The 24,287-nt window shown below is 53.2% G+C and carries 23 protein-coding genes; 15 read left to right on the top strand and 8 right to left on the bottom strand.

Annotation, left to right across the window (positions count from 1 at the left end):
* Window positions 1-351 precede the first annotated feature (351 nt).
* Both F0Q32_RS15835 and mdtD read left to right on the top strand, forming a co-directional pair.
* A complete protein-coding gene (locus F0Q32_RS15835) occupies window positions 352-1,056 on the top strand; it encodes a FadR/GntR family transcriptional regulator (RefSeq protein ID WP_149463823.1) in 705 nt (234 codons plus the stop codon).
* Between the two features lie 9 nt (window positions 1,057-1,065).
* Entirely contained in the window at window positions 1,066-2,463 is a 1,398-nt protein-coding gene (gene mdtD, locus F0Q32_RS15830) for a multidrug transporter subunit MdtD (RefSeq protein WP_149463822.1), read from the top strand.
* Here mdtD and rbsR read toward each other — a convergent pair.
* The 7 genes from rbsR to kup all read right to left on the bottom strand — a co-directional run bounded on the left by rbsR (window position 2,460) and on the right by kup (window position 10,357).
* On the bottom strand, window positions 2,460-3,452 hold the full coding sequence (gene rbsR, locus F0Q32_RS15825) for a ribose operon transcriptional repressor RbsR (protein WP_149463821.1): 993 nt from the start codon (window positions 3,450-3,452) through the stop codon (window positions 2,460-2,462). The genes mdtD and rbsR overlap by 4 nt on opposite strands.
* A gap of 3 nt (window positions 3,453-3,455) precedes the next feature.
* The gene (rbsK, locus tag F0Q32_RS15820) at window positions 3,456-4,385 is read right to left on the bottom strand and encodes a ribokinase (RefSeq protein ID WP_149463820.1); all 930 of its coding nucleotides are present in this window, start codon (window positions 4,383-4,385) and stop codon (window positions 3,456-3,458) included.
* A 99-nt stretch (window positions 4,386-4,484) separates the two neighbouring features.
* On the bottom strand, window positions 4,485-5,375 hold the full coding sequence (gene rbsB, locus F0Q32_RS15815) for a ribose ABC transporter substrate-binding protein RbsB (RefSeq protein WP_149463819.1): 891 nt from the start codon (window positions 5,373-5,375) through the stop codon (window positions 4,485-4,487).
* A gap of 27 nt (window positions 5,376-5,402) precedes the next feature.
* The gene (gene rbsC / locus F0Q32_RS15810) at window positions 5,403-6,368 is read right to left on the bottom strand and encodes a ribose ABC transporter permease (protein ID WP_015966579.1); all 966 of its coding nucleotides are present in this window, start codon (window positions 6,366-6,368) and stop codon (window positions 5,403-5,405) included.
* Window positions 6,369-6,373: 5 nt separating this feature from the next.
* On the bottom strand, window positions 6,374-7,879 hold the full coding sequence (rbsA, locus tag F0Q32_RS15805) for a ribose ABC transporter ATP-binding protein RbsA (protein ID WP_015966580.1): 1,506 nt from the start codon (window positions 7,877-7,879) through the stop codon (window positions 6,374-6,376).
* 7 nt (window positions 7,880-7,886) lie between these two features.
* Window positions 7,887-8,306, bottom strand: a complete 420-nt coding sequence (gene rbsD / locus F0Q32_RS15800; protein WP_108476235.1) for a D-ribose pyranase — start codon at window positions 8,304-8,306, stop codon at window positions 7,887-7,889.
* A 182-nt stretch (window positions 8,307-8,488) separates the two neighbouring features.
* Complete coding sequence (gene kup, locus F0Q32_RS15795) at window positions 8,489-10,357, bottom strand: low affinity potassium transporter Kup (RefSeq protein WP_015966582.1); 1,869 nt, start codon at window positions 10,355-10,357, stop codon at window positions 8,489-8,491.
* Window positions 10,358-10,576: 219 nt separating this feature from the next.
* Between kup and ravA the strand changes: the two genes are divergently transcribed.
* Both ravA and viaA read left to right on the top strand, forming a co-directional pair.
* Window positions 10,577-12,076 carry an ATPase RavA gene (gene ravA / locus F0Q32_RS15790; protein WP_149463818.1) on the top strand — a complete coding sequence of 500 codons (1,500 nt, stop codon included), beginning with the start codon at window positions 10,577-10,579 and terminating at the stop codon, window positions 12,074-12,076.
* Window positions 12,070-13,521, top strand: a complete 1,452-nt coding sequence (gene viaA, locus F0Q32_RS15785) for an ATPase RavA stimulator ViaA (RefSeq protein ID WP_149463817.1) — start codon at window positions 12,070-12,072, stop codon at window positions 13,519-13,521. The genes ravA and viaA overlap by 7 nt, the downstream gene beginning before the upstream one ends.
* Before the next feature lie 3 nt (window positions 13,522-13,524).
* Here the strand turns inward: viaA and asnA are convergent, their stop codons facing one another.
* Window positions 13,525-14,517 (bottom strand): aspartate--ammonia ligase, encoded by a 993-nt coding sequence (gene asnA, locus F0Q32_RS15780; protein ID WP_149463816.1) that lies wholly within the window; start codon window positions 14,515-14,517, stop codon window positions 13,525-13,527.
* A 152-nt stretch (window positions 14,518-14,669) separates the two neighbouring features.
* On the opposite strand from asnA, the gene asnC reads away from it, so the two are divergent.
* The 11 genes from asnC to atpG all read left to right on the top strand — a co-directional run bounded on the left by asnC (window position 14,670) and on the right by atpG (window position 24,270).
* Window positions 14,670-15,128 (top strand): transcriptional regulator AsnC, encoded by a 459-nt coding sequence (asnC, locus tag F0Q32_RS15775; RefSeq protein ID WP_015966586.1) that lies wholly within the window; start codon window positions 14,670-14,672, stop codon window positions 15,126-15,128.
* A gap of 88 nt (window positions 15,129-15,216) precedes the next feature.
* Complete coding sequence (gene mioC / locus F0Q32_RS15770) at window positions 15,217-15,666, top strand: FMN-binding protein MioC (protein WP_149463815.1); 450 nt, start codon at window positions 15,217-15,219, stop codon at window positions 15,664-15,666.
* A gap of 372 nt (window positions 15,667-16,038) precedes the next feature.
* Window positions 16,039-17,928, top strand: coding sequence for a tRNA uridine-5-carboxymethylaminomethyl(34) synthesis enzyme MnmG (mnmG, locus tag F0Q32_RS15765; RefSeq protein WP_149463814.1), 1,890 nt, complete (start codon window positions 16,039-16,041; stop codon window positions 17,926-17,928).
* 64 nt (window positions 17,929-17,992) lie between these two features.
* Complete coding sequence (gene rsmG / locus F0Q32_RS15760; protein WP_149463813.1) at window positions 17,993-18,616, top strand: 16S rRNA (guanine(527)-N(7))-methyltransferase RsmG; 624 nt, start codon at window positions 17,993-17,995, stop codon at window positions 18,614-18,616.
* Between the two features lie 615 nt (window positions 18,617-19,231).
* Window positions 19,232-19,612: a F0F1 ATP synthase subunit I gene (atpI, locus tag F0Q32_RS15755; protein ID WP_015966590.1), complete on the top strand. Its 381-nt coding sequence runs from the start codon at window positions 19,232-19,234 to the stop codon at window positions 19,610-19,612.
* 8 nt (window positions 19,613-19,620) lie between these two features.
* On the top strand, window positions 19,621-20,436 hold the full coding sequence (gene atpB / locus F0Q32_RS15750; RefSeq protein WP_149463812.1) for a F0F1 ATP synthase subunit A: 816 nt from the start codon (window positions 19,621-19,623) through the stop codon (window positions 20,434-20,436).
* A gap of 46 nt (window positions 20,437-20,482) precedes the next feature.
* Entirely contained in the window at window positions 20,483-20,722 is a 240-nt protein-coding gene (gene atpE, locus F0Q32_RS15745) for a F0F1 ATP synthase subunit C (RefSeq protein WP_000429386.1), read from the top strand.
* 61 nt (window positions 20,723-20,783) lie between these two features.
* Entirely contained in the window at window positions 20,784-21,254 is a 471-nt protein-coding gene (atpF, locus tag F0Q32_RS15740) for a F0F1 ATP synthase subunit B (RefSeq protein ID WP_015966592.1), read from the top strand.
* A gap of 14 nt (window positions 21,255-21,268) precedes the next feature.
* Window positions 21,269-21,802 (top strand): F0F1 ATP synthase subunit delta, encoded by a 534-nt coding sequence (gene atpH, locus F0Q32_RS15735; protein ID WP_015966593.1) that lies wholly within the window; start codon window positions 21,269-21,271, stop codon window positions 21,800-21,802.
* 12 nt (window positions 21,803-21,814) lie between these two features.
* On the top strand, window positions 21,815-23,356 hold the full coding sequence (gene atpA, locus F0Q32_RS15730; protein ID WP_149463811.1) for a F0F1 ATP synthase subunit alpha: 1,542 nt from the start codon (window positions 21,815-21,817) through the stop codon (window positions 23,354-23,356).
* Between the two features lie 50 nt (window positions 23,357-23,406).
* The gene (gene atpG / locus F0Q32_RS15725; RefSeq protein WP_015966595.1) at window positions 23,407-24,270 is read left to right on the top strand and encodes a F0F1 ATP synthase subunit gamma; all 864 of its coding nucleotides are present in this window, start codon (window positions 23,407-23,409) and stop codon (window positions 24,268-24,270) included.
* Window positions 24,271-24,287: the final 17 nt, after the last annotated feature.

Below are 24,287 nucleotides of genomic sequence, written 5' to 3'. Positions count from 1 at the left end.
AAATTGTTAAAGAGCAGTGCGACGCGCTTTAGCGAACTGTCGCGAGGTGGCGTATATTACGCTTTCCTCCTTCAGAGTCAAGCGCTTATTTTCGCTTTTCTCTGGCGGCGTTCCCGAAGGAAGCCTGCTAACCCGGCGGCTTAGAGGCCGTTGTTCCGTGTCAGTGGAGGCGCATTATAGGGAGTTATTTCAGACAGACAAGAGGTTATTTAAAAAAAATTACAGTTCGTGCTTTTTTTCACCAATATGCATGGTAATACGCCATAAAATGCACTCTTTGGCGTTTTTGCAGCCGATTTTTATCGGTGAATGGCATACTAGAACCAATAACAAGATACAGGACACCTTTATATGTCTTTAAGCGCACAGCAATTAGCAGCTCAAAAAAACATCTCATGGGTATTAGCAGAGAAGTTAGCCCAGAAAATCCTTAAGGGCGAATATGCGCCGGAAAGCATTTTGCCGGGCGAAATGGAATTAGGTGAGATCTTCGGCGTTAGCCGTACCGCCGTTCGTGAAGCGGTCAAAACCCTTTCCGCTAAAGGGATGCTTCTGCCGCGCCCACGTATTGGCACGCGCGTTATGCCCCAATCACACTGGAACTTTCTCGATACCGAGTTGCTTGCCTGGTGGCTGACGGAAGATAATTTTCAGGAAGTGATGAAACACTTTCTGGTACTCCGCCACAGCCTTGAGCCACAGGCCTGCTTACTGGCCGCTATGTTAGGCACTGCAGAGCAAAAAGCGGAGCTCAATACGTTAATGAAGGAGATGGCGATTCTGAAAAAGAACTTCGATCGCCAACGCTGGATTGATGTGGATACCGCCTGGCACGAGCATATCTACGAAATGACGGCCAACCCGTTCCTCATATCCTTCGCTAAACTTTTCCATTCGGTCTATCACACATACTTTACCTCGATTACTCAGGATGAAGTGATCGAACTGGAAAAGCATCAGGCAATTGTTAACGCTATTCAGGAAAGCGATAGTCAAAAAGCGTTTATTGCCTGCCAGGCGCTATTAAGCGCACCGCATATTCGACCTGGAGTATAAAAGCATCGCATGATAAAGAAAAAAGCGCGGAGTATGGCCGGGTTGCCGTGGATAGCCGCCATGGCATTTTTTATGCAGGCCCTGGATGCGACAATACTGAATACCGCGCTCCCCGCCATCGCGCACAGCCTCAACCGTTCACCGCTCGCCATGCAGTCCGCCATTATCAGTTACACCCTGACGGTAGCCATGCTGATACCAGTAAGCGGCTGGTTGGCCGACCGTTTCGGTACCCGCCGCATCTTTATGATTGCCGTGACGCTTTTCACGCTGGGTTCGCTGGCCTGCGCCCTCTCAACATCATTACTTGAGCTGGTTATCTTCCGCGTCATTCAGGGTATCGGCGGGGCGATGATGATGCCCGTCGCGCGTCTGGCGCTCCTGCGCGCGTACCCACGCAGCGAACTGCTGCCGGTGCTTAACTTCGTCACCATGCCGGGTCTTGTGGGGCCTATTCTTGGCCCGGTACTTGGCGGCGTGCTGGTCACGTGGGCCAGCTGGCATTGGATTTTCCTTATCAATATTCCGATTGGAATTACGGGTCTCTTCTATGCCCGCAAATACATGCCTAACTTCACCACGCCGAAGCGCAGCTTTGATATGTCAGGATTCCTGCTGTTTGGCCTGAGCCTGGTGCTGTTCTCCAGCGGGATGGAGCTGTTCGGCGAACGTATTGTGGCAAGCTGGATAGCTTTCGCGATTATCGGCATCAGTATTCTGTTGTTGATGGCTTATATTCGCCATGCCCGCCGTCATCCGACGCCGCTTATCTCTCTGTCACTCTTTAAGACGCGCACGTTTTCCGTCGGCATTGCCGGAAATCTGGCTACGCGTTTAGGCACCGGCTGCGTGCCCTTTCTGATGCCGTTGATGCTGCAGGTCGGTTTTGGCTATCCGGCGCTAATTGCTGGTTGCATGATGGCCCCGACCGCGCTCGGGTCTATTCTGGCAAAATCGACGGTTACGCAGGTACTGCGCTGGCTCGGTTATCGGAAAACACTGGTGGGTATTACGCTGTTTATTGGCGTGATGATTGCGCAGTTCTCGCTGCAATCACCCTCAATGCCGATTTGGATGTTGATCCTGCCGCTGTTTGTGCTCGGGATGGCGATGTCGACGCAGTTTACGTCGATGAATACCATTACACTTGCCGACCTGACGGATGAGAACGCCAGCAGCGGCAACAGCATGCTGGCCGTCACCCAGCAGCTCTCAATCAGTTTGGGGGTGGCGATCAGCGCCGCCGTGTTAAGGGTGTACCAGGGAATGGAAGGCTCGAACACCATCGAGCAGTTCCACTACACCTTTATTACGATGGGCGGGATAACGGTAGTGTCAGCCTTCATGTTTATGCTGCTGAAGCCGAAAGATGGCCGCAACCTGATTAAGGAGCGGCACAAAGCTTAAACGGAGCCGCGAACCACCAGCTCGGGCGTCAGCTGTACACGCTGCTGTTTTTGTCCGGGCTGGGCCATACGGTGGATCAACACATCAATCGCCAGTTCGCCCAGTTCATCTTTGGGCTGATGAATGGTGGTGAGCGGCGGCGTCATGTAGCGCGCCAGTTCAATATCGTCATAACCAATCACCGCCATATCCTGCGGAATGCGCAACCCGGCCTGATAAAGCGCCTGATACGCCCCGACCGCCATCGCATCATTACCGATAAATACCGCCTGCGGCAATTCTGGTTGCGCCAGCAACTGCTGCATGGCATCAAAGCCACCGCCAAATTCAAAGTTACTGATGATCACATAACCGTCAGGAACATCCAGCCCGGCATGCTGCATGGCAGCCTGATACCCTTCAAGACGCAAACGCGCAGGCGTTTTATCCAATGGCCCGGCGATACAGGCGATGCGGGTATGGCCCTGTTCGATGAGATAGCGTGTTGCCATATCACCGCCCAGCAAAGAGTTATCCTGAATCAGATCGCTGTCGCCATCAAACGGTGCCCAGTCCATCATCACCGTCGGAATGGACGGATAACGCTGCATAATCTCCTGCGACGGCTGGTGCGTTTCGGTGCATAACAGCAATAACCCATCAACGCGTTTTTGCATTAGCGTCTCAAGATTGCGGTTCATCCGCTGCTCGTCACCTTCGGTATTACACAGCACCAGGCTGTAGCCGCGTTCAAAACAGCTGCGCTCGACGCCGCGCACCAGCTCCGAATAGAACGGATTGGTACTGGCGGTGATCAGCATGCCAATAGTGCGGGTTTGATTCAGTTTGAGACTACGCGCTATCGCAGATGGCGCGTAGTTCAGGCTTTTGATGGCCGCATCGACTTTTTCAGTGATTGCTTCACTGACGTAGCGGTCTTTATTAATGACGTGAGAAACGGTAGAGGTTGAAACGCCCGCCACGCGAGCGACATCTTTCATGGTAGCCAAACATTACCTCTGCTGATTCAGAAATTCGTCGATCTCTTCACGCCAGGGAACGGAAGGCTGCGCGCCTTTGCGGGTAACGGCAATGGCCGCCGCCGCGTGCGCGAAACGAATCGCCTCGTTCAGCGGTTTTTCTTCCAGCAGTGCGGTGATCAGCGCGCCGTTGAAGGTATCTCCGGCGGCGATGGTATCAATGGCCTGCACTTTAAAGCCAGGCACGCGTTGACCTTCGCCCTTCACGCTTGCCCATACGCCACGGCTACCCAGGGTGATGATAACGGTGTCGATGCCTTTGGCATGGAGTGCCTGCGCCGCTTTCGCCGCATCGTCATCATTTTCCACGCGGATACCCGTCAGCTTCTCGGCTTCGGTTTCATTCGGCGTGATAATGTCCACCAGCGCCAGCAGTTCATCAGAAAGCTCACGCGCCGGGGCCGGGTTTAAAATCACCTGCGTCTGGTGCTGATGGGCAATTTTAGCCGCCAGCAGGACGCTTTCCAGCGGTGATTCAAGCTGCATCAGCAGTGCATCCGCCTGCGCAATACGCGTTTTCTGTGCTTCAACCAATGCAGGCGACAGCGCTGCATTGGCGCCCGCGTGAATACCAATGACGTTTTCGCCTTCGCCGTTAACGAAAATCAGCGCCACACCGGTCGACTCACCGGGGATAACACTGACAGGAGCAACGTCGATACGGTCGCCAGCTAACTGTTTACGTACTCGCTCACCAATATCATCTTCGCCTGTACAGGCAATAAACGCGATATTTGCGCCGCTGCGCCCGGCAGCCACCGCCTGGTTTGCACCTTTGCCACCAAACGCGACCTGATACTGGTTACCGGTGACGGTTTCACCCGGCGTCGGGAAGGATTCGAGATTAAGGATGTGATCGGCATTGATGCTGCCAAGAACGACGAGTTTGCCTGCGGTTTTCATTTCAGCGTGTCCGATAAGTGCGCCACCCGTTGCCGGGTGGCGCGTGCCCTGCTTTTCTTTATAGGTTGTCCCTCAAGCCTTTTGTGGCCCGATGGTGACTTATTGCTTAATGACCAGTTTCAGGTCAACCGGATATTTAGCCTGAACTTTCTCGCCTTTCAGGACCTTATCCGCAGTTTCAACGCCTTTCGCGCCGATCTGCTCTGGCAACTGAGCAATAGTCGCCGACAGTTTGCCATCATTTACTGCTTTTTCGCCATCTGGCGTGCCGTCAAACCCGACAACCATCACATCAGATTTACCTGCGGTTTGCAGCGCACGCAGTGCACCCAGCGCCATTTCATCGTTCTGAGCAAATATCGCCTGTACATCCGGATGCGCGGTCAGCAGGTTCTGCATGACGTTCAGGCCCTTGGTGCGGTCGAAGTCAGCCGGTTGGCTCGCCAGCACGTTAAATTTGTGCGCGGCCACAGCCTGCTGGAAACCTTCACCACGCTCACGCGCGGCAGATGTTCCGGCGATACCTTGTAATTCAATCACTTTCGCGCCTTCACCGGCTTTTTTCGCGATGTAATCACCGGCGATTTTCCCGCCCAACACGTTATCAGACGCGATATGGCTGACCACTTCGCCTTTCGACGCTACGCGGTCGAGGGTGATAACCGGGATTTTAGACTGGTTAGCCATTTTGATGGCGTTACCCACTGCGTCGGAATCCGTTGGGTTGACCAGCAGAATTTTCGCGCCGCGCACGGTCAGATCCTGCACGTTCGCCAGCTCTTTCGCCGGGTTGTTCTGCGAATCCAGTACCACCAGGTTGTAACCCAGTTTGTCGGCTTCTTTCTGCGCGCCATCTTTCAGGGACACGAAGAACGGGTTATTCAGGGTAGAGATGACCAGCGCGATGGTGTCTTTCGCCATCGCGTTTGCGCTGACAGTGGCGCTCAGCGCAACAGCAGAAACCAGGGTAGCCAGTTTTTTCATATTCATAGTTAAGATGTCCTGTAGAGTCGTGAGTTACTGCTTTTTGTTGTCTACCAGCACCGCCAGCAAAATCACCACTGCTTTAACGATCATCTGGTAATAGGAAGAAACACCCAGCAAATTCAAACCATTATTCAGGAAACCGAGGATCAGTGCGCCGATCAGCGTCCCAACAATACGACCTTTACCGCCCGCGAGGCTGGTGCCGCCCAGCACAACCGCCGCAATAGCATCCAGCTCGTAGCCGGTACCCGCTGTCGGCTGCGCAGAAGAGAGACGCGCCACTTCGATAACACCCGCCAGCGACGCCAGCAAGCCGCACAAAGCGTAGACGATAATTTTGATTTTATTGACACTGATACCGGAAAGACGTGTTGCCGCTTCATTACCGCCCAGCGCATAGATATAACGACCAAGACGCGTGTGATGCAGCATGTACCAGGCCGCCAGGAAGACAATCGCCATGATCCACACCGGCGTCGGGATGCCCAGTGGGCGGCCAATCCCGAACCAGCCGAACAGATCGGCGTTATCGGTAAAGCCGGTGTTCACCGGGCTACCGTTGGTGTACACCATCGTTACGCCGCGCAGCAGTAGCATCATCACCAGCGTGGCGATAAACGCCTGCACGCGACCTTTCGCCACAATCACCCCGGTCACCGCGCCAATAGCGCCGCCTAACGCCAGCGCGGCAGCCACCGCCACCAGCGCATTGACTTCAAGGCCGACAATCGAGGCGGCGACAGCGCCGGTGAGCGCCAGCAGGGAACCGACGGACAGGTCAATCCCCGAGGTCAAAATCACCAGCGTCATCCCCACTGCCATAATGGCGTTAACGGAGGTCTGTTGCAGAATGTTGAACAGATTATTGACGGTAAAAAAGTTGGGACTCATGGTCGAGACGATGGCAATCAGCACCAGCAAAGCGATCAGCGATTTTTGCTCCATCAGCCATGCTTTGGTGAAATAGCGGCGACCAGCGACAGCCTGGTTTGTCATCTTCTTTACTCCTGATTCACACGGTTAAGCTTGCCCACAGCGGCAGCCATTAATACTTCCTGGGTGGCCTGCTCGCGTGTGAATTCACCGCCGAGATGCCCTTCATGCATCACAATAATGCGATCGCTCATCCCCAGAACTTCCGGCATCTCGGAGGAGACCAGAATGATACTCAGGCCATCGGCCTTGAACTGGTTGATAAGCTGATAAATCTCTTTTTTCGCGCCAACATCCACGCCGCGAGTCGGTTCGTCGAGAATCAGCACCTTCGGGCGCGTCATCAGGCCACGTGCGATGGCGACTTTCTGCTGATTACCGCCGGAAAGCAGGCCGATAGCCTGTTCCATTGATGGCGTTTTGACGTTAAACAGACGGATAAAATCACTGACCGCCTGCTGCTCATCTTTATGCTTCAGGCTGCCGCCCGCATGGCTGAAGTAGCGCAGCGCCGTCAGCGACATGTTCTCTTTTACCGACATGCCGAGCACCAAGCCATCACGTTTGCGGTCTTCAGAGATATAGACGATGCCGTTCGCCAGCCCATCCTGCGGGGAACGCGCCACCACTTCGTGGCCGTCGAGGGTGACATAGCCGCTGCTGCGCGGCAGCGCGCCGTAAAGCACTTTCATCAGTTCCGTACGCCCTGCCCCCATCAGCCCCGCCACGCCAAGAATTTCGCCTTTGCGCAGCGTGAAGGAGACGTTTTCAACGCCGGATCCGCACAGGTTATCGACCTTCAGGCGGATCTCACCAGGCGCTTTATCGAGGCGCGGATATTGATCTTCGAGCTTACGCCCTACCATCATTTCGATCAGCGAATCTTCCGTTAGGGAGGAAACTTCCCGCTCAGCGATAAACTGCCCATCGCGGAATACGGTCACGTCATCGCAAATCTCGAAGATTTCTTTCATGCGGTGGGAGATATAGACAATGCCGCGCCCCTGCGATTTCAGCTCGCGAATAACGCGGAACAGGGATTCGGTTTCGGTATCCGTTAACGCATCGGTCGGTTCATCCATCACGATGACCTTCGACTCAAAGCTCAGCACTTTGGCAATTTCCACCATCTGCTGATCGCCGATAGAGAGTTCCCCCACCAGCCTGTCGCTTTTAAAGCGCAGATTGAGTTTTGCCAGCAAGACATTCGCTTCAGCGTACATCTTCTTCCAGTCAATTTTGCCAAAGCGATTCACAAACTCGCGGCCCAGGAAGATGTTTTCCGCAATAGTTAGCTGCGGGATCAGGTTCAGTTCCTGGTGGATGATACCTATCCCGGCTTCCTGCGACGATTTCGGCCCGCTAAAGGTGGTTTCTTTGCCCAGCCATAAAAGCGAACCCGCATCACGAGAGTAGATACCGGTCAGCACTTTCATCATCGTGGATTTTCCCGCGCCGTTTTCGCCAACCAGCGCCATCACGCGGCCCGCGTAAACATTTAACGCCGCGCCAGAGAGGGCTTTCACGCCCGGGAAGGATTTATCGATACCTTTTAATTGCAGTAATGCGTCCATGTTGGCCTCAGAAGGTGACGCCAGCACAGAGAATAATGTTCGCATACGGGGAGCACTCCCCGCTGCGAATCACCGCCTGACTGTCTGCGGTTTGTTTTTTAAACTGCTCATGGGTGGTGTAACGAATTTCTATGGTATTTCCCTGGTGTTGTTGCAGTTGCCCGATGAATTTGAGCAACGTTTCGTGGAGTTGCGGATTATGTTGTTTAATCTCCGAGGCGAGAATGGCGGCCTCAACCTGCATTTCACGGGTCACCACGTCCAGCACCTGCATAAAAGTGGGAACGCCCTGGGTTAACGCCATATCAATACGCGTTGTACTGCGTGGAATGGGTAAACCCGCATCACACACCACCAGCGTATCGGTATGCCCCAGGCGGGAGATGACCGATGAGATCTCAGAATTAAGTACCGTGCCTTTCTTCATTTTCTTGCTCCACTAGCGAAACGTTTCGCTGATGTAAGTTTAATCTTAAGAGTGAGCAGAAAACCAACATGGCGTAACAGAATTGTGATCGCCGTCGAAACGTTTCGCTCGCGACGAAAAAAGCGAAGAGTAGAAAGAGAAACGCCGGGAGGTGATAAACCGTCCCGGCGTTTTGACAGCCTTTAAATCTCGACCTGGGTGCCCAGCTCGATAACCCTGTTAGGCGGGATTTCAAACTGATCCGGCGCGCGCAGGGCGTTTCGTTGCAGCAGCAGATAGAGCTTACCACGCAGACGTAGATACCATGGGCGTTTGCCAACAATCAGCGACTCATGCGACATAAAGAACGACGTTTCCATCATTCGGCAGCTTAAACCTTCCAGACCGCAACGGTGGAAGACCTCTTCCACGTTTGGCGTTTCGCGCCAGCCGTAGCTGGCCACCACGCGCCAGAAGGTTGGCGAAAGCTGTTCAATCTGCACACGACGCACGTTATGGACGTAAGGCGCATCTTCCGTGCGCAGCGTCAGTAAGATCACACGCTCATGCAGTACTTTGTTGTGCTTAAGGTTGTGCATCATGGCAAACGGAATCACGTTCAACGCACGCGACATATACACCGCAGTGCCCGGTACGCGAACCGGCGGTGATTTCTCCAGCGAGGCGATCATCGCCTCCAGAGAGTTGCCATGCTCATGCATACGACGCAGCAGGCGGAAACGTTCGCTTTTCCAGGTGGTCATCACGATAAACATCACCGTACCGAGGCTCAGCGGCAGCCAGCCACCGGAGACGATTTTATCGAGGTTTGCCGAGAACAGCGGAATATCGATGCACAGGAAGGCGACCAGAATGAATGCCACCAGGAACTTGTTCCAGTGCCAGTTTTTACGCGCCACGGTAGTCGACAGAATCGAGGTCAGCACCATCGTACCGGTTACCGCAATACCGTAAGCTGCCGCCAGATTACTGGAGTGCTCGAAGTTGATAATGACAATCACCACCGAGAAATAGAGCAGCCAGTTGATGAACGGGATGTAAATCTGCCCGGACTCCATTTCAGAGGTGTGAATAATGCGCATCGGCGAGAGATACCCCAGACGCACCGCCTGGCGAGTCAGCGAGAAGACGCCGGAAATAACCGCCTGCGAGGCGATAACCGTCGCCAGCGCCGCCAGAATCAGCAGCGGGATCAGCGCCCATTCCGGCGCGAGCAGGAAGAACGGGTTCTTAATCGCTTCCGGATGCTTCAAAAGCAGCGCGCCCTGCCCGAAGTAGTTCAGTGTCAAAGACGGCAGAACCACCGAGAACCAGGCCAAACGAATCGGGAATTTACCGAAGTGGCCCATATCCGCATACAGCGCTTCTACCCCGGTGATGGAGAGGACAACCGCCCCCAGCGCCACAAACGACACCATCTTATATTCAAGGAAGAAGTGCACCGCCCACATTGGATTCAGCGCCTGAAGGACTTCCGGGTTGCCCATAATGCTGCGCACACCCAGCACCGCCAGAATAAGGAACCACGCCAGCATAATCGGCGCGAAGAGCTTACCGACCATCCCGGTACCGTGTTTCTGAATCATAAACAACAGCGTCAGTACCAGTATCGATAGTGGCACAATCCAGCTATCCAGCTGTGGCGCGACGATTTCCAGGCCTTCAATGGCTGACATCACCGATATCGCCGGCGTGATGACCACTTCCCCATAGAAGAAGCTGCCGCCGATCAATCCAATGATCACCAGGAAGGAGGTGGTTTTTGCCGACGTGTTGCGCCCCGCCAAAGACATTAGCGTCAGGATCCCCCCCTCACCGGCGTTATCCGCGCGCATGACGAAGGTCAGATACTTAATGGAGACAACAAAGATCAGCAGCCAGAAGATTAATGACAGAAAGCCAAAAACCGCGTCACGTTCAACGCCAAAACCAAACTGCCCGGACAAACATTCTCGAAGAGTATAAAGAGGGCTGGTGCCGATATCGCCGTATACCACCCCAATGGCAGCGAGGGTTATCGCCGACAAAGATTGCTTCTTATCAGTGCTCATAGACTAGTCTTTCGTTTGTAAAACAAATGAGTGCCTGGTCCCTTGGCCCACGAAAAGCGCACAGTATGCACGATTAATCGCAAAATCGTACCCTTATGTGAATTCATATTAACCTGGCGCAAAGAAAATGAAGCGCTTCTTCAGCCTATTATCCTCGTCCATGAAACGTCTATACTCGCTCAGTTAGCCGTATGTTCGGCGAAAGGATGCAACTCAATTATGGCCCAATCACATTTATTAGCAGAAAGAATTTCGCGCCTGAGTAGCGCGCTTGAGAAAGGGCTGTATGAACGCAGTCATGCTATTCGCTTGTGCCTGCTGGCAGCGCTCAGCGGCGAGAGCGTATTTTTGCTTGGCCCGCCAGGTATCGCCAAGAGCCTGATTGCGCGGCGCATTAAGTTCGCTTTTCAACACGCGCGCGCTTTCGAATATCTGATGACCCGCTTCTCCACGCCGGAAGAAGTCTTTGGCCCACTTTCCATCCAGGCGTTGAAAGATGAAGGACGCTATGAGCGTCTGACCGCAGGCTATTTACCGGAAGCGGAAATCGTCTTTCTTGATGAGATCTGGAAGGCTGGCCCGGCGATTCTGAACACCCTGCTGACGGCGATTAACGAACGTCATTTCCGCAACGGTGCGACGGTCGAGAAAATCCCGATGCGCCTGCTGGTGGCCGCATCGAACGAACTGCCTGAAGCAGAAAGCAGCCTTGAAGCGCTGTATGACCGCATGCTGATTCGTTTGTGGCTCGACAAGGTACAGGAAAAAGGCAACTTCCGTTCCATGCTGGTGAGCCAGCAGGACGAGAACGAAAACCCGGTTTCACCAGGGCTTCAGGTCTCCGATGAAGAGTTCTTCCAGTGGCAGAAAGAGATCGCCGCTATCAAGCTACCGGATACGGTTTTTGAACTGATCTTCACCCTGCGCCAGCAGCTCGATACGCTGCCCAATGCGCCCTATGTCTCTGACCGTCGCTGGAAGAAAGCGATTCGCCTGCTACAGGCCTGTGCATTCTTCAGCGGGCGCGATGCCATTGCGCCTATCGATCTGATTCTGCTTAAAGAGTGCCTGTGGCACGACGCGCAAAGCCGCAATTTGATGCAGCAACAGCTCGAAATATTGATGACCGGGCACGCCTGGCAACAGCAATCGATGCTGAATCGCCTGAGCGCCATTACTCAGCATCGCTTGCAGCTTCAGCAGCAGGAAAGCGATAAAACCGCGCTCAAAGTGACGCGTCTGGGCGGTATGTTCAGCCGTAAACCGCACTATGAACTTCCGGCGGAAGTTCAGGGCCCAACGGTCACATTGCTGCTGCAAAAACCGCTTAAATTGCACGATATCGACGTTATTCACATCACCTTCGAGCGTCAGGTGCTGGCCCACTGGCTGGAGAAAGGCGGTGAAATTCGCGGCAAACTCAACGGCATCGGTTTTGCGCTGACGTTGAATATGGAGGTTGATAACGCGCAGCATCTGGTGGTGCGTGATATCAGTTTGCAGGGCTCACGCCTGGCGCTGCCGGGAACCGAAAGCCAGCAGAACATGCCTGCCGAAATCAAACAGCAGCTCGACGAACTGGCGGAAGAGTGGCATCGACAGCATCTGAGCTTTAACGATCAGCAAAAATGCCTGTTCATTCATAGCGACTGGCTGGCGCAGATCGAAGCCAGCCTGCAGGATGTCGCGGCGCAGATCAAACAGGCCCAGCAATGCTGACTATCGATACGCTTAACGTGATGCTGGCGGTCAGCGAAGAGGGATTGATCGAAGAGACGATCATCGCCCTGCTGGCGTCACCACAGCTATCGGCATTCTTTAAGAAATTCCCGCGCCTGAAAAGCGCTATTACGGAAGATCTGCCCCGCTGGCGCGAAAACCTGAAAAGCACGCTTAAAGGTACGCATGTGCCGCCGGAGCTGGAAGAAGAAGTGCTCTGTTATCAGCAGTGCCAGACCTTCTCCACGCCGCAAATCAATGCCCAGCTGCCGCAGATCCTGGCGCTGCTGAAGAAGGTGCGCTCACCCTATGCCGAACAGGCGCAGCAGCTGGCGGCGCATAATCCCACCTTTACCCCGGCGCTGCATACGCTGTTCCTGCAACGCTGGCGGCTAAGCCTGGTGGTGCAAGCGACATCGCTCAACCAGCAGTTACTGGAAGGCGAACGAGAACAGCTACTGAGCGAGGTTCAGGAGCGAATGACCCTGAGCGGCCAACTGGAACCGGTGCTGGTCGAGAACGAAAACGCCGCCGGTCGCCTGTGGGATATGAGCGCCGGGCAGCTTAAGCGCGGTGACTATCAGTTGATCGTGAAGTACGGCGATTTTCTCAGCCAGCAGCCGGAACTGATGCAACTGGCGGATCAACTGGGTCGATCGCGTGAAGCAAAATCGGTGCCCAAAAAAGATGCGCCAATGGAAACCTTCCGCACGCTGGTGCGCGAACCCTCAACCGTACCGGAGCAGGTTGATGGCATTCAGCAAAGCGATGACATCCTGCGTCTGCTGCCGCCGGAACTGGCTACGCTCGGCATTACCGAGCTGGAGTATGAGTTTTACCGGCGGCTGGTGGAGAAACAATTACTCACCTATCGACTACACGGCGACGCGTGGCATGAGAAAGTCACCGAACGCCCGGTGGTACACCAGGATGTTGACGAACAGCCGCGCGGGCCGTTTATCGTCTGCGTAGATACCTCAGGCTCAATGGGCGGCTTTAACGAGCAGTGCGCGAAAGCCTTTTGCCTCGCGATGATGCGCGTGGCGCTGGCGGATAACCGCCGTTGCTTCATTATGCTGTTTTCCAGCGAAGTGGTGCGTTACGAGCTGACTGGCCCGCAGGGGATAGAGCAGGCGATCCGTTTCCTGAGCCAGCGTTTTCGCGGCGGCACCGATATGGCGAGCTGCTTTCGCGCCATCATTGAACGCCTGGAAAACCCGACCTGGCAGGATGCCGATGCGGTGGTGATTTCAGACTTTATCGCCCAGCGTCTGCCGGATGAGGTGGTGAGTAGGGTCGGGGAGTTACAGCGAAAACATCAGCACCGTTTTCATGCGGTAGCGATGTCTGCTCACGGCAAGCCCGGCATCATGCGCATCTTTGACCACATCTGGCGCTTCGATACCGGTTTGCGTAGCCGCCTGCTCAGACGCTGGCGGCGTTAAATCTTACAGCAGGGAAGAGACGCCTTCACGAACCTGTGCTGGCCACACACCGCACTGAACCTGTCCGATGTGGGAGAGTTGCAGCAGCAGCATGGTCAGACGCGACTGGCCAATCCCACCGCCGATGGTCTGCGGCATTTCACCACGCAGCAGCGCCTGGTGCCACTCCAGTTGCAGGCGCTCTTCGTCGCCGGTCAGCTGTAGCTGGTGTTGCAGCGCTTTTGCATCAACGCGGATCCCCATAGAAGAGAGCTCGAACGCATCTTCCAGAATCGGGTTCCACACCAGGATATCGCCGTTCAGACCCGCCAGACCAGATTCCGCCTGGGTGCTCCAGTCATCGTAATCCGGCGCACGGACATCATGGCGCTGACCATCAGAGAGTTTGCCGCCGATCCCAATCAGGAAGACGGCACCCAATTCTTTGGCAATCGCACGTTCACGACCTTTCGCGTCGAGATCCGGATAACGGCTTAACAGCGTCTGGCTGTGCACAAAGTGGATCTGTTCTGGCAGGAACGGTGCCAGACCAAACTCTTTGCTTACTGCTTCTTCTGTTGCTTTGATCCCCGCCCAAATCGCCTTCACGGTACTTTCCAGGGTACCGAGATGACGCTCGCCATCACCCATCACGCGTTCCCAGTCCCACTGGTCAACGTAAACGGAGTGGATCGGCGAAAGGCGGTCTTCATCGGGGCGAAGGGCTTTCATGTGCGTGTAGAGCCCTTCACCCGCGCTGAAGTCGTGCTGTCCCAGGGTTTGACGTTTCCACTTCGCCAGAGAGTGCACCACTTCAAACTGGGCCTCTGGCAGGGCTTTCACTTTTACCTGTACCGCTTTTTCGCAACCAGAAAGGTTGTCCTGCGTCCCATCCCCTACGCGGCTCAGCAGTGGTGCCTGAACTTCAATCAGACCCAACTTTTCTTCTAGCTGACGAGAGAAAAAGGATTTTACGAAACTAATCTGGCGTTGTTTTGCGATGTAAGCGGTTTTCATTTTTTATTACTCCTGCGTCCTGTTGGTTATGATTAAGCAACAGAATGCGGGTCATATTCAATAATCAACAGATAAAAAGGCGACTTCACTTTTGATTCGTTAAAAACAGGCGCTAAAATAGAAAGAATCATCATTCTTCATAAGAAAAAGCTATGGAAAATTATCAGATCGACAATCTGGACCGCGGCATCCTTGACGCCTTAATGGCGAATGCCCGCACCGCTTACGCCGAATTAGCCAAACAGTTCGGCGTCAGCCCCGGCACCATTCACGTTCGCGTCGAGAAAATGAAACAGGCGGGCATCATTACCGGGGCCCGCGTCGATGTCAGCCCAAAACAGCTCGGATACGATGTCGGCTGCTTTATCGGTATTATATTGAAGAGTGCAAAAGACTATCCGTCAGCGCTGGCGCGGCTGGAAAGCCTGGATGAAGTCACCGAGGCGTACTACACCACCGGCCATTACAGCATCTTTATTAAAGTGATGTGCCGTTCGATCGACGCGTTGCAGCACGTACTTATCAACAAGATCCAAACAATTGATGAAATTCAGTCCACCGAAACCCTGATCGTCCTGCAGAACCCGATCATGCGTACCATCAAGCCGTGATCGGCTTTTTTAATCCCATACTTTTCCACAGGTAGATCCCAGACCGTTCACAGCGTACAATACGCCACTCTTAATAAAGGTGGCGGTTATGGCAGATATCACACTCATCAGCGGAAGCACACTTGGCAGCGCCGAGTATGTGGCGGAACACCTGGCTGAAAAGCTGGAAGACGCGGGTTTTTCGACCGAAACGCTGCATGGTCCTTTATTAGAGGATCTCTCTGCATCGGGTATCTGGCTGGTTATCAGCTCCACACACGGTGCGGGTGACATTCCCGACAACCTGCTGCCTTTTTATAACGATCTCCGCGAGCAGAAACCCGACCTCTCTCAGGTTCGTTTCGGTTCAATCGGTATTGGCAGTCGTGAATATGACACTTTCTGTGGTGCCATCGATAAAATCGACACTGAATTGACCGCCTGCGGCGCGAAACAGATTGGTGAAACACTCAAGATCAATGTCCTTGAACATGACATTCCTGAAGATCCTGCGGAAATTTGGGTCGGATCATGGGCCGATCGGCTCAGAGATTTGTAAAGATCTAACTTTATTCTGTGGATAACACTGGTTAAAACCTTGGAACAACCGGTAGTTATCCAAAGAACAACGTATGGTTAGTTTTTGAGTTGTGCATAACTCCCCGTTTTGATCCCAGCTTATACGGAACAGGATCACCGATCATTCACAGATAGTGATCCTTCTTAAGCTTATGATCTTAAATACGGGATCGCACTTATCCACAGTAACTGGCGATCCTAATAAGAGATCACAATAGAACAGATCTCTAAATAAAAAGATCTTCTTTTAAATAGCAAAGATCCAGACGCTTTCTCCATCGACTAAAGTTGAGTAGAATCCACGCCCGGGCTTCAATCCATCATCAAACCGCTTTATGCGAGGCAGACCACCATGTTTTATCAGGATCCTTTTGACGTCATCATCATTGGCGGGGGTCATGCAGGCACTGAGGCCGCGATGGCCGCTGCGCGAATGGGTCAGCAGACCCTGCTTTTGACACACAATATCGACACGCTGGGACAGATGAGCTGCAACCCGGCGATTGGCGGCATTGGGAAAGGACACCTGGTAAAAGAAGTGGATGCACTTGGCGGCCTGATGGCCACCGCGATCGACCATGCGGGTATCCAGTTTAGGATACTAAACGCGAGCAAAGGGCCGGCGGTACGCGCCACGCGTGCTCAGGCGGATCGCGTGCTCTATCGCCAGGCGGTACGTACCGCACTGGAGAACCAACCGAACCTGATGATCTTCCAGCAGGCGGTTGAAGATCTGATTGTGGAAAACGATCGCGTGGTTGGCGCGGTTACCCAGATGGGGCTGAAATTCCGCGCCAAAGCAGTCGTGCTCACCGTCGGGACTTTCCTTGATGGCAAAATTCATATCGGGCTGGATAACTACAGCGGTGGCCGTGCTGGCGATCCGCCGTCCATTCCGCTCTCTCGTCGTCTGCGTGAACTGCCGCTGCGCGTGAGCCGTCTCAAAACCGGTACCCCGCCGCGTATCGACGCGCGTACTATCGACTTCAGCGTACTGGCGCAGCAGCACGGTGATAACCCGATGCCCGTTTTCTCGTTCCTTGGCGATGCCTCCCAGCATCCGCGCCAGGTACCGTGCTATGTCACGCATACCAACGAGAAAACCCATGACGTAATCCGTAATAACCTCGACCGTAGCCCAATGTATGCTGGCGTGATTGAAGGAATTGGCCCGCGTTACTGCCCGTCTATCGAAGACAAAGTGATGCGCTTCGCCGACCGAAACCAGCACCAGATCTTCCTGGAGCCGGAAGGGCTGACCTCCAATGAAATTTACCCGAACGGTATCTCCACCAGCCTGCCGTTCGATGTGCAGATGCAAATCGTCCGCTCTATGCAGGGGATGGAAAACGCGAAGATCGTCCGTCCTGGCTATGCTATTGAGTACGATTTCTTCGATCCACGCGACCTGAAACCGACGCTGGAAAGCAAATTTATCCACGGTCTGTTCTTTGCCGGCCAGATCAACGGCACCACCGGTTATGAAGAAGCCGCTGCGCAGGGCCTGCTTGCCGGTTTGAACGCCGCGCGTTTCTCCGCTGAGAAAGAGGGCTGGGCGCCGCGCCGCGATCAGGCCTACCTGGGTGTGCTGGTTGACGATCTCTGTACGCTGGGTACCAAAGAACCGTACCGCATGTTTACCTCACGTGCGGAATATCGCCTGATGCTGCGCGAAGACAATGCCGATCTGCGTCTGACCGAAGCTGGCCGTGAGCTGGGGCTGGTGGATGACGTGCGTTGGGCGCGCTTCAACGAGAAGCTGGAAAATATCGAACGTGAACGTCAACGTCTGAAAACGACCTGGATTGCACCGTCTTCCGAGTCTGCGGGCGAAGTGAACGCTCACCTGAGTGCGCCGCTGTCACGTGAAGCCAGCGGGGAAGATCTGCTGCGTCGCCCGGAAATGACCTACGAACAGCTGACCGCGCTGACGCCGTTCGCGCCTGCGCTGGGCGATGCTCAGGCCGCTGAACAGGTTGAGATTCAGGTGAAATACGAAGGTTATATCGCGCGTCAGCAGGATGAGATTGAAAAACAGCAGCGTAACGAAAATACGCTCCTGCCTGCGACGCTCGATTATCGGCAGGTTAACGGTCTCTCCAACGAAGTGATCGCCAAACTGAACGATCATAAACCGGTTTCTATTGGCCAGGCGTCGCGTATTTCCGGGATTACCCCTGCCGCCATCTCGATTTTGCTGGTTTGGCTGAAAAAACAAGGTATGCTGCGCCGCAGCGCGTAATAACGGTTTTGGGCGGCGGTATTTTGCTTGCCGCCCGGCAAATTATCCCCAACAGGTAACTTTCGTGATTAACAAACTCTCTCGTCTGCTGGATGAAGCAGGTATTTCGCTCACCGATCACCAGAAAACGCAACTGGTGGCCTATGTCGATATGCTGAACAAATGGAATAAAGCGTACAACCTGACCAGCGTACGCGATCCTAACGAGATGTTAATTCGCCATATTCTGGACAGCATCGTGGTTGCGCCGCATTTGCAGGGGCAACGTTTTATCGATGTTGGTACGGGCCCTGGGTTACCGGGTATCCCGCTCTCCATCGTTCGTCCTGAATCGCATTTTACGCTGCTCGACAGCCTGGGTAAGCGTGTACGCTTCCTGCGTCAGGTGCAGCATGAGCTGAAACTGGAAAACATCACGCCGGTGCAAAGCCGTGTGGAAGAATTCCCTGCAGAGCCGCCGTTTGACGGTGTCATCAGCCGTGCATTCGCTTCTCTGACTGATATGGTGACCTGGTGTAAGCACTTACCTGCGGAGAATGGCCGCTTTTATGCGCTGAAAGGGCAGAGGCCAGACGATGAAATCAGTCAGTTACCGACTGAATTTTCCGTGGAAAATATCGTTGAGCTACGTGTGCCACACCTGGAAGGCGAGCGCCATCTGGTGACAATTAGAGCAAACAAAAGTTAACTTTTATCAAAAAATATCGGAAAAAACCGACCTCGATTTTGTTAAAAAGAAGCGACAAAAACGATGGAACATTCAGTTACATTTAACGAGGTTTTAACTAGGCTTTATCTGGCATTTAACGTGGCTCTTTTTGTTAACAATAAAAATAGTCAACATGGAAAATATCAGTCTACTAGCAGTCGATTCGCTGAATGAAAAACGAATGTTAAATTATTATTATAAATGTCAATAAGCTGTTTTTACGGTGTGTGTGTCATTTTTGAAAAGAGTTGTCTCTAATTGCCTTTAAGATCAAAACGCTGGCAAGTTATGAATTGAGGCTAATCTTAATCGAGTATCATCAAAAATGTTTATTATGTGATCTGGAGCACGCTTTATAGTCAGCGTTTTCGCGGTATTTGCACTTTTGTTCGATCGTTCACACTTTCACAAAAATCGCGAAAATAGAGGTGAGGAAAAATATTTAAACATTTATTCACCTTTTTGCTACTTATTGTTTGAAATCACGAGGCGTCACCGTATAATTTGACCGCTTTTTGATGCTTGACTCCGAGCCTTAAAGAACGTTTTATACGACACGCGGCATACCTCAAAGGGAGCAGGAGTAATAACGTGATGTCATTGTCGCTCGTGAGTCGAAACGTTGCTCGTAAGCTTCTGTTCATTCAGCTCCTGGCAGTAATAGCAAGTGGACTGCTGTTCAGCCTCAAAGACCCCTTTTGGGGCATTTCCTCCGCGTGCGGAGGTATGGCAGTATTCCTGCCTAACATGTTGTTTATGATTTTTGCCTGGCGCCACCAGGTACATACACCGGCTAAGGGCCGAGTCGCCTGGACATTCGCGTTTGGCGAAGCGTTCAAGGTGTTGGCGATGCTGGTGTTGCTGATCGTGGCGTTGGCAGTTTTGAAGGCGGTGTTCTTGCCGCTAATCGTGACATGGATTTTGGTGCTGGTGGTTCAGATACTGGCACCCGCTGTAATTAACAACAAAGGGTAAAAGGCATCATGGCTTCTGAAAATATGACGCCGCAGGATTACATAGGTCACCACCTGAATAACCTTCAGCTGGACCTGCGTACATTCTCGCTGGTAGATCCGCATAACCCCCCAGCCACCTTCTGGACGCTCAATATTGACTCCATGTTCTTCTCGGTGGTGCTGGGTCTGTTGTTCCTGCTTATGTTCCGTAGCGTTGCTAAACGAGCAACCAGCGGCGTACCAGGCAAATTTCAGACCGCGATTGAGCTGGTAATCGGCTTCGTTCATGGCAGTGTCAAAGACATGTACCATGGCAAAAGCAAACTCATCGCTCCTCTGGCTCTGACGATTTTCGTCTGGGTCTTCCTGATGAACCTGATGGACCTTCTGCCTATCGACCTGCTGCCGTACATTGCTGAGCATGTACTGGGCCTGCCGGCGCTGCGCGTGGTACCGTCTGCGGATGTGAACATTACCCTGTCTATGGCATTGGGCGTGTTTATCCTGATTCTGTTCTACAGCATCAAAATGAAAGGCATCGGCGGCTTCACGAAAGAGTTGACGCTGCAGCCGTTCAATCACTGGGCTTTCATTCCTGTCAACTTAATCCTTGAAGGGGTCAGCCTGCTGTCCAAACCGGTTTCTCTCGGTCTGCGACTGTTCGGTAACATGTATGCCGGTGAGCTGATTTTCATTCTGATTGCTGGTCTGTTGCCGTGGTGGTCACAGTGGATTCTGAATGTGCCATGGGCCATTTTCCACATCCTGATCATTACGCTGCAAGCCTTCATCTTCATGGTTCTGACGATTGTCTATCTGTCGATGGCGTCTGAAGAGCATTAATTTACCAACACTACTACGTTTTAACTGAAACAAACTGGAGACTGTCATGGAAAACCTGAATATGGATCTGCTGTACATGGCTGCCGCTGTGATGATGGGTCTGGCGGCAATCGGTGCTGCGATCGGTATCGGCATCCTCGGGGGCAAATTCCTGGAAGGCGCAGCGCGTCAACCGGATCTGATTCCACTGCTGCGTACTCAGTTCTTTATCGTTATGGGTCTGGTGGATGCTATCCCAATGATCGCTGTAGGTCTGGGTCTGTACGTGATGTTTGCTGTCGCGTAGTAAGCGTTGCTTGAATTAGTAAGCAATATCAGAACGTTAACTAGATAAGAGGCATTGTGCTGTGAATCTTAACGCAACAATCCTCGGCCAGGCCATCGCGTTTGTCCTGTTCGTTCTGTTCTGCATGAAGTACGTATGGCCGCCGTTAATGGCTGCCATCGAAAAACGTCAAAAAGAGATTGCTGACGGTCTTGCTTCTGCTGAACGAGCTAAAAAGGATTTGGACCTTGCACAGGCCAACGCGACCGACCAGCTGAAAAAAGCGAAAGCGGAAGCCCAGGTTATCATCGAGCAGGCGAATAAACGTCGCGCCCAGATCCTGGACGAAGTGAAAGCTGAAGCAGAACAGGAACGTACTAAAATCGTGGCGCAGGCTCAGGCGGAAATTGACGCCGAGCGTAAACGTGCTCGCGAAGAACTGCGTAAGCAAGTTGCTATCCTGGCTGTTGCTGGCGCCGAGAAGATCATCGAACGTTCCGTGGATGAAGCTGCTAACAGCGACATCGTGGACAAACTTGTCGCTGAACTGTAAGGAGGGAGGGGCTGATGTCTGAATTTGTTACTGTAGCTCGCCCCTACGCCAAAGCAGCTTTTGACTTTGCCGTCGAACACAACAGTGTAGAGCGCTGGCAGGACATGCTGGCGTTTACCGCTGAAGTGACGAAAAACGAACAAATGGCAGAGCTTCTGTCTGGCGCGATGGCGCCGGAAACGCTCGCTAAGTCGTTTATCGCCGTCTGTGGTGAGCAACTGGACGAAAACGGTCAGAACCTGATTAAGGTTATGGCTGAGAATGGTCGTCTGCGAGTGCTCCCGGATGTTCTTGAGCAGTTTATTCATTTACGTGCCGCCAGCGAGGCGGTTGCTGAAGTCGAAGTGACTTCCGCGACAGCACTGAGTGAAGAACAGCTTGCGAAAATCAGCGCAGCGATGGAAAAACGTCTGTCACGCAAAGTGAAGCTGAATTGCAATATCGATAAGTCTGTAATGGCAGGCATTATCATCCGCTCGGGTGATATGGTCATTGATGGCAGCGTACGCGGCCGTCTTGAACGCCTTGCAGACGTCTTGCAGTCTTAAGGGGACTGGAGCATGCAACTGAATTCCACCGAAATCAGCGAACTGATCAAGCAGCGCATTGCTCAGTTCAGTGTTGTGAGTGAAGCTCACAACGAAGGTACTATTGTTTCTGTAAGTGACGGTGTTATCCGCATCCACGGCCTGGCCGATTGTATGCAGGGTGAAATGATCTCCCTGCCGGGTAACCGTTACGCTATCGCACTGAACCTGGAGCGCGACTCCGTTGGTGCAGTCGTTATGGGTCCGTATGCTGACCTTGCCGAAGGCATGAAAGTTAAGTGTACGGGTCGTATCCTGGAAGTTCCGGTTGGCCGTGGCCTGCTGGGTCGTGTGGTTAACACCCTGGGTGCGCCAATCGACGGTAAAGGTGCGCTGGATAACGACGGCTTCTCCGCTGTTGAAGCTATCGCGCCGGGCGTTATCGAACGTCAGTCCGTTGATCAGCCAGTACAGACTGGTTATAAGTCCGTTGATGCCATGATCCCAATCGGTCGTGGTCAGCGTGAACTGATCATCGGTGACCGTCAGACCGGTAAAACTGCGCTGGCAATCGATGCCATCATCAACCAGCGTGATTCCGGTATCAAATGTGTCTACGTTGCTATCGGCCAGAAAGCGTCCACTATTTCTAACGTGGTACGTAAACTGGAAGAACACGGCGCGCTGGCTAACACCATCGTTGTTGTGGCAACCGCGTCTGAATCCGCTGCACTGCAATACCTGGCACCGTATGCCGGTTGCGCAATGGGCGAATACTTCCGTGACCGTGGTGAAGATGCACTGATCATTTATGATGACCTGTCTAAACAGGCTGTCGCTTACCGTCAGATCTCCCTGCTGCTCCGTCGTCCGCCAGGACGTGAAGCATTCCCGGGCGACGTATTCTATCTCCACTCCCGTCTGCTGGAGCGTGCTGCGCGTGTTAACGCCGAATACGTTGAAGCCTTCACCAAAGGTGAAGTGAAAGGGAAAACCGGTTCTCTGACCGCGCTGCCGATTATCGAAACTCAGGCAGGTGACGTTTCTGCGTTCGTTCCGACTAACGTAATCTCCATTACCGATGGTCAGATCTTCCTGGAAACCAACCTGTTTAACGCCGGTATTCGTCCTGCGGTTAACCCGGGTATCTCCGTATCCCGTGTAGGTGGTTCAGCGCAGACCAAGATCATGAAAAAACTGTCCGGTGGTATCCGTACCGCACTGGCGCAGTATCGTGAACTGGCGGCGTTCTCCCAGTTTGCATCCGACCTTGACGATGCAACCCGTAAGCAGCTTGACCACGGTCAGAAAGTGACCGAACTGCTGAAACAGAAACAGTATGCGCCGATGTCTGTTGCGCAGCAGTCTCTGGTTCTGTTCGCAGCAGAACGTGGTTACCTGGCAGATGTTGAATTGTCGAAAATCGGTAGCTTCGAAGCCGCTCTGCTGGCTTACGTCGACCGTGATCACGCTCCACTGATGCAAGAGATCAACCAGTCCGGTGGCTATAACGACGAAATCGAAGGCAAGCTGAAAGGCATCCTCGATTCCTTCAAAGCAACCCAATCCTGGTAACGTCTGGTGGCCTGCCTTAAGGCAGGCCGCAAGGCATTGAGGAGAAGCTCATGGCCGGCGCAAAAGAGATACGTAGTAAGATCGCAAGCGTCCAGAACACGCAGAAGATCACTAAAGCGATGGAAATGGTCGCCGCTTCCAAAATGCGTAAATCGCAGGAACGTATGGCGGCCAGCCGTCCTTATGCAGAAACCATGCGCAAAGTGATTGGTCACCTTGCAAACGGTAATCTGGAATATAAGCACCCGTACCTGGAAGAACGCGACGTTAAACGCGTGGGCTACCTGGTGGTGTCGACAGACCGTGGTCTGTGTGGTGGCTTGAACATTAACCTGTTCAAAAAAATTCTGGCGGAAATGAAAGGTTGGTCTGATAAAGGCGTTCAGTGCGATATCGCAATGATCGGCTCTAAAGGCGTCTCTTTCTTCAATTCCGTTGGCGGCAACATCGTCGCGCAGGTCACTGGCATGGGGGATAACCCTTCCCTGTCCGAACTGATCGGCCCGGTAAAAGTGATGTTGCAGGCTTACGATGAAGGCCGTCTGGACAAGCTTTATATTGTAAACAACAAATTTATCAACACCATGTCTCAGGTTCCTACCATCACTCAGCTGCTGCCGCTGCCTGCGTCAGAAGATGAGGATCTGAAGCGTAAATCCTGGGATTACCTGTATGAACCTGATCCGAAAGCGTTGCTGGATACCCTCCTGCGCCGCTACGTAGAGTCTCAGGTTTATCAAGGTGTTGTAGAAAACCTGGCCAGCGAGCAGGCCGCACGTATGGTGGCGATGAAAGCCGCGACCGACAATGGCGGCAGCCTGATTAAAGAGCTGCAGTTGGTATACAACAAAGCTCGTCAGGCCAGCATTACTCAGGAACTCACCGAGATCGTCGGTGGTGCATCCGCGGTATAACCAGGTTAATTCGTAGA

This window comes from Pseudocitrobacter sp. 73, from assembly GCF_008369545.1.
In the GTDB taxonomy this organism is placed as follows: Bacteria; Pseudomonadota; Gammaproteobacteria; order Enterobacterales; family Enterobacteriaceae; genus Pseudocitrobacter; species Pseudocitrobacter vendiensis.
This window is presented reverse-complemented; position numbering and strand designations above follow the sequence as displayed.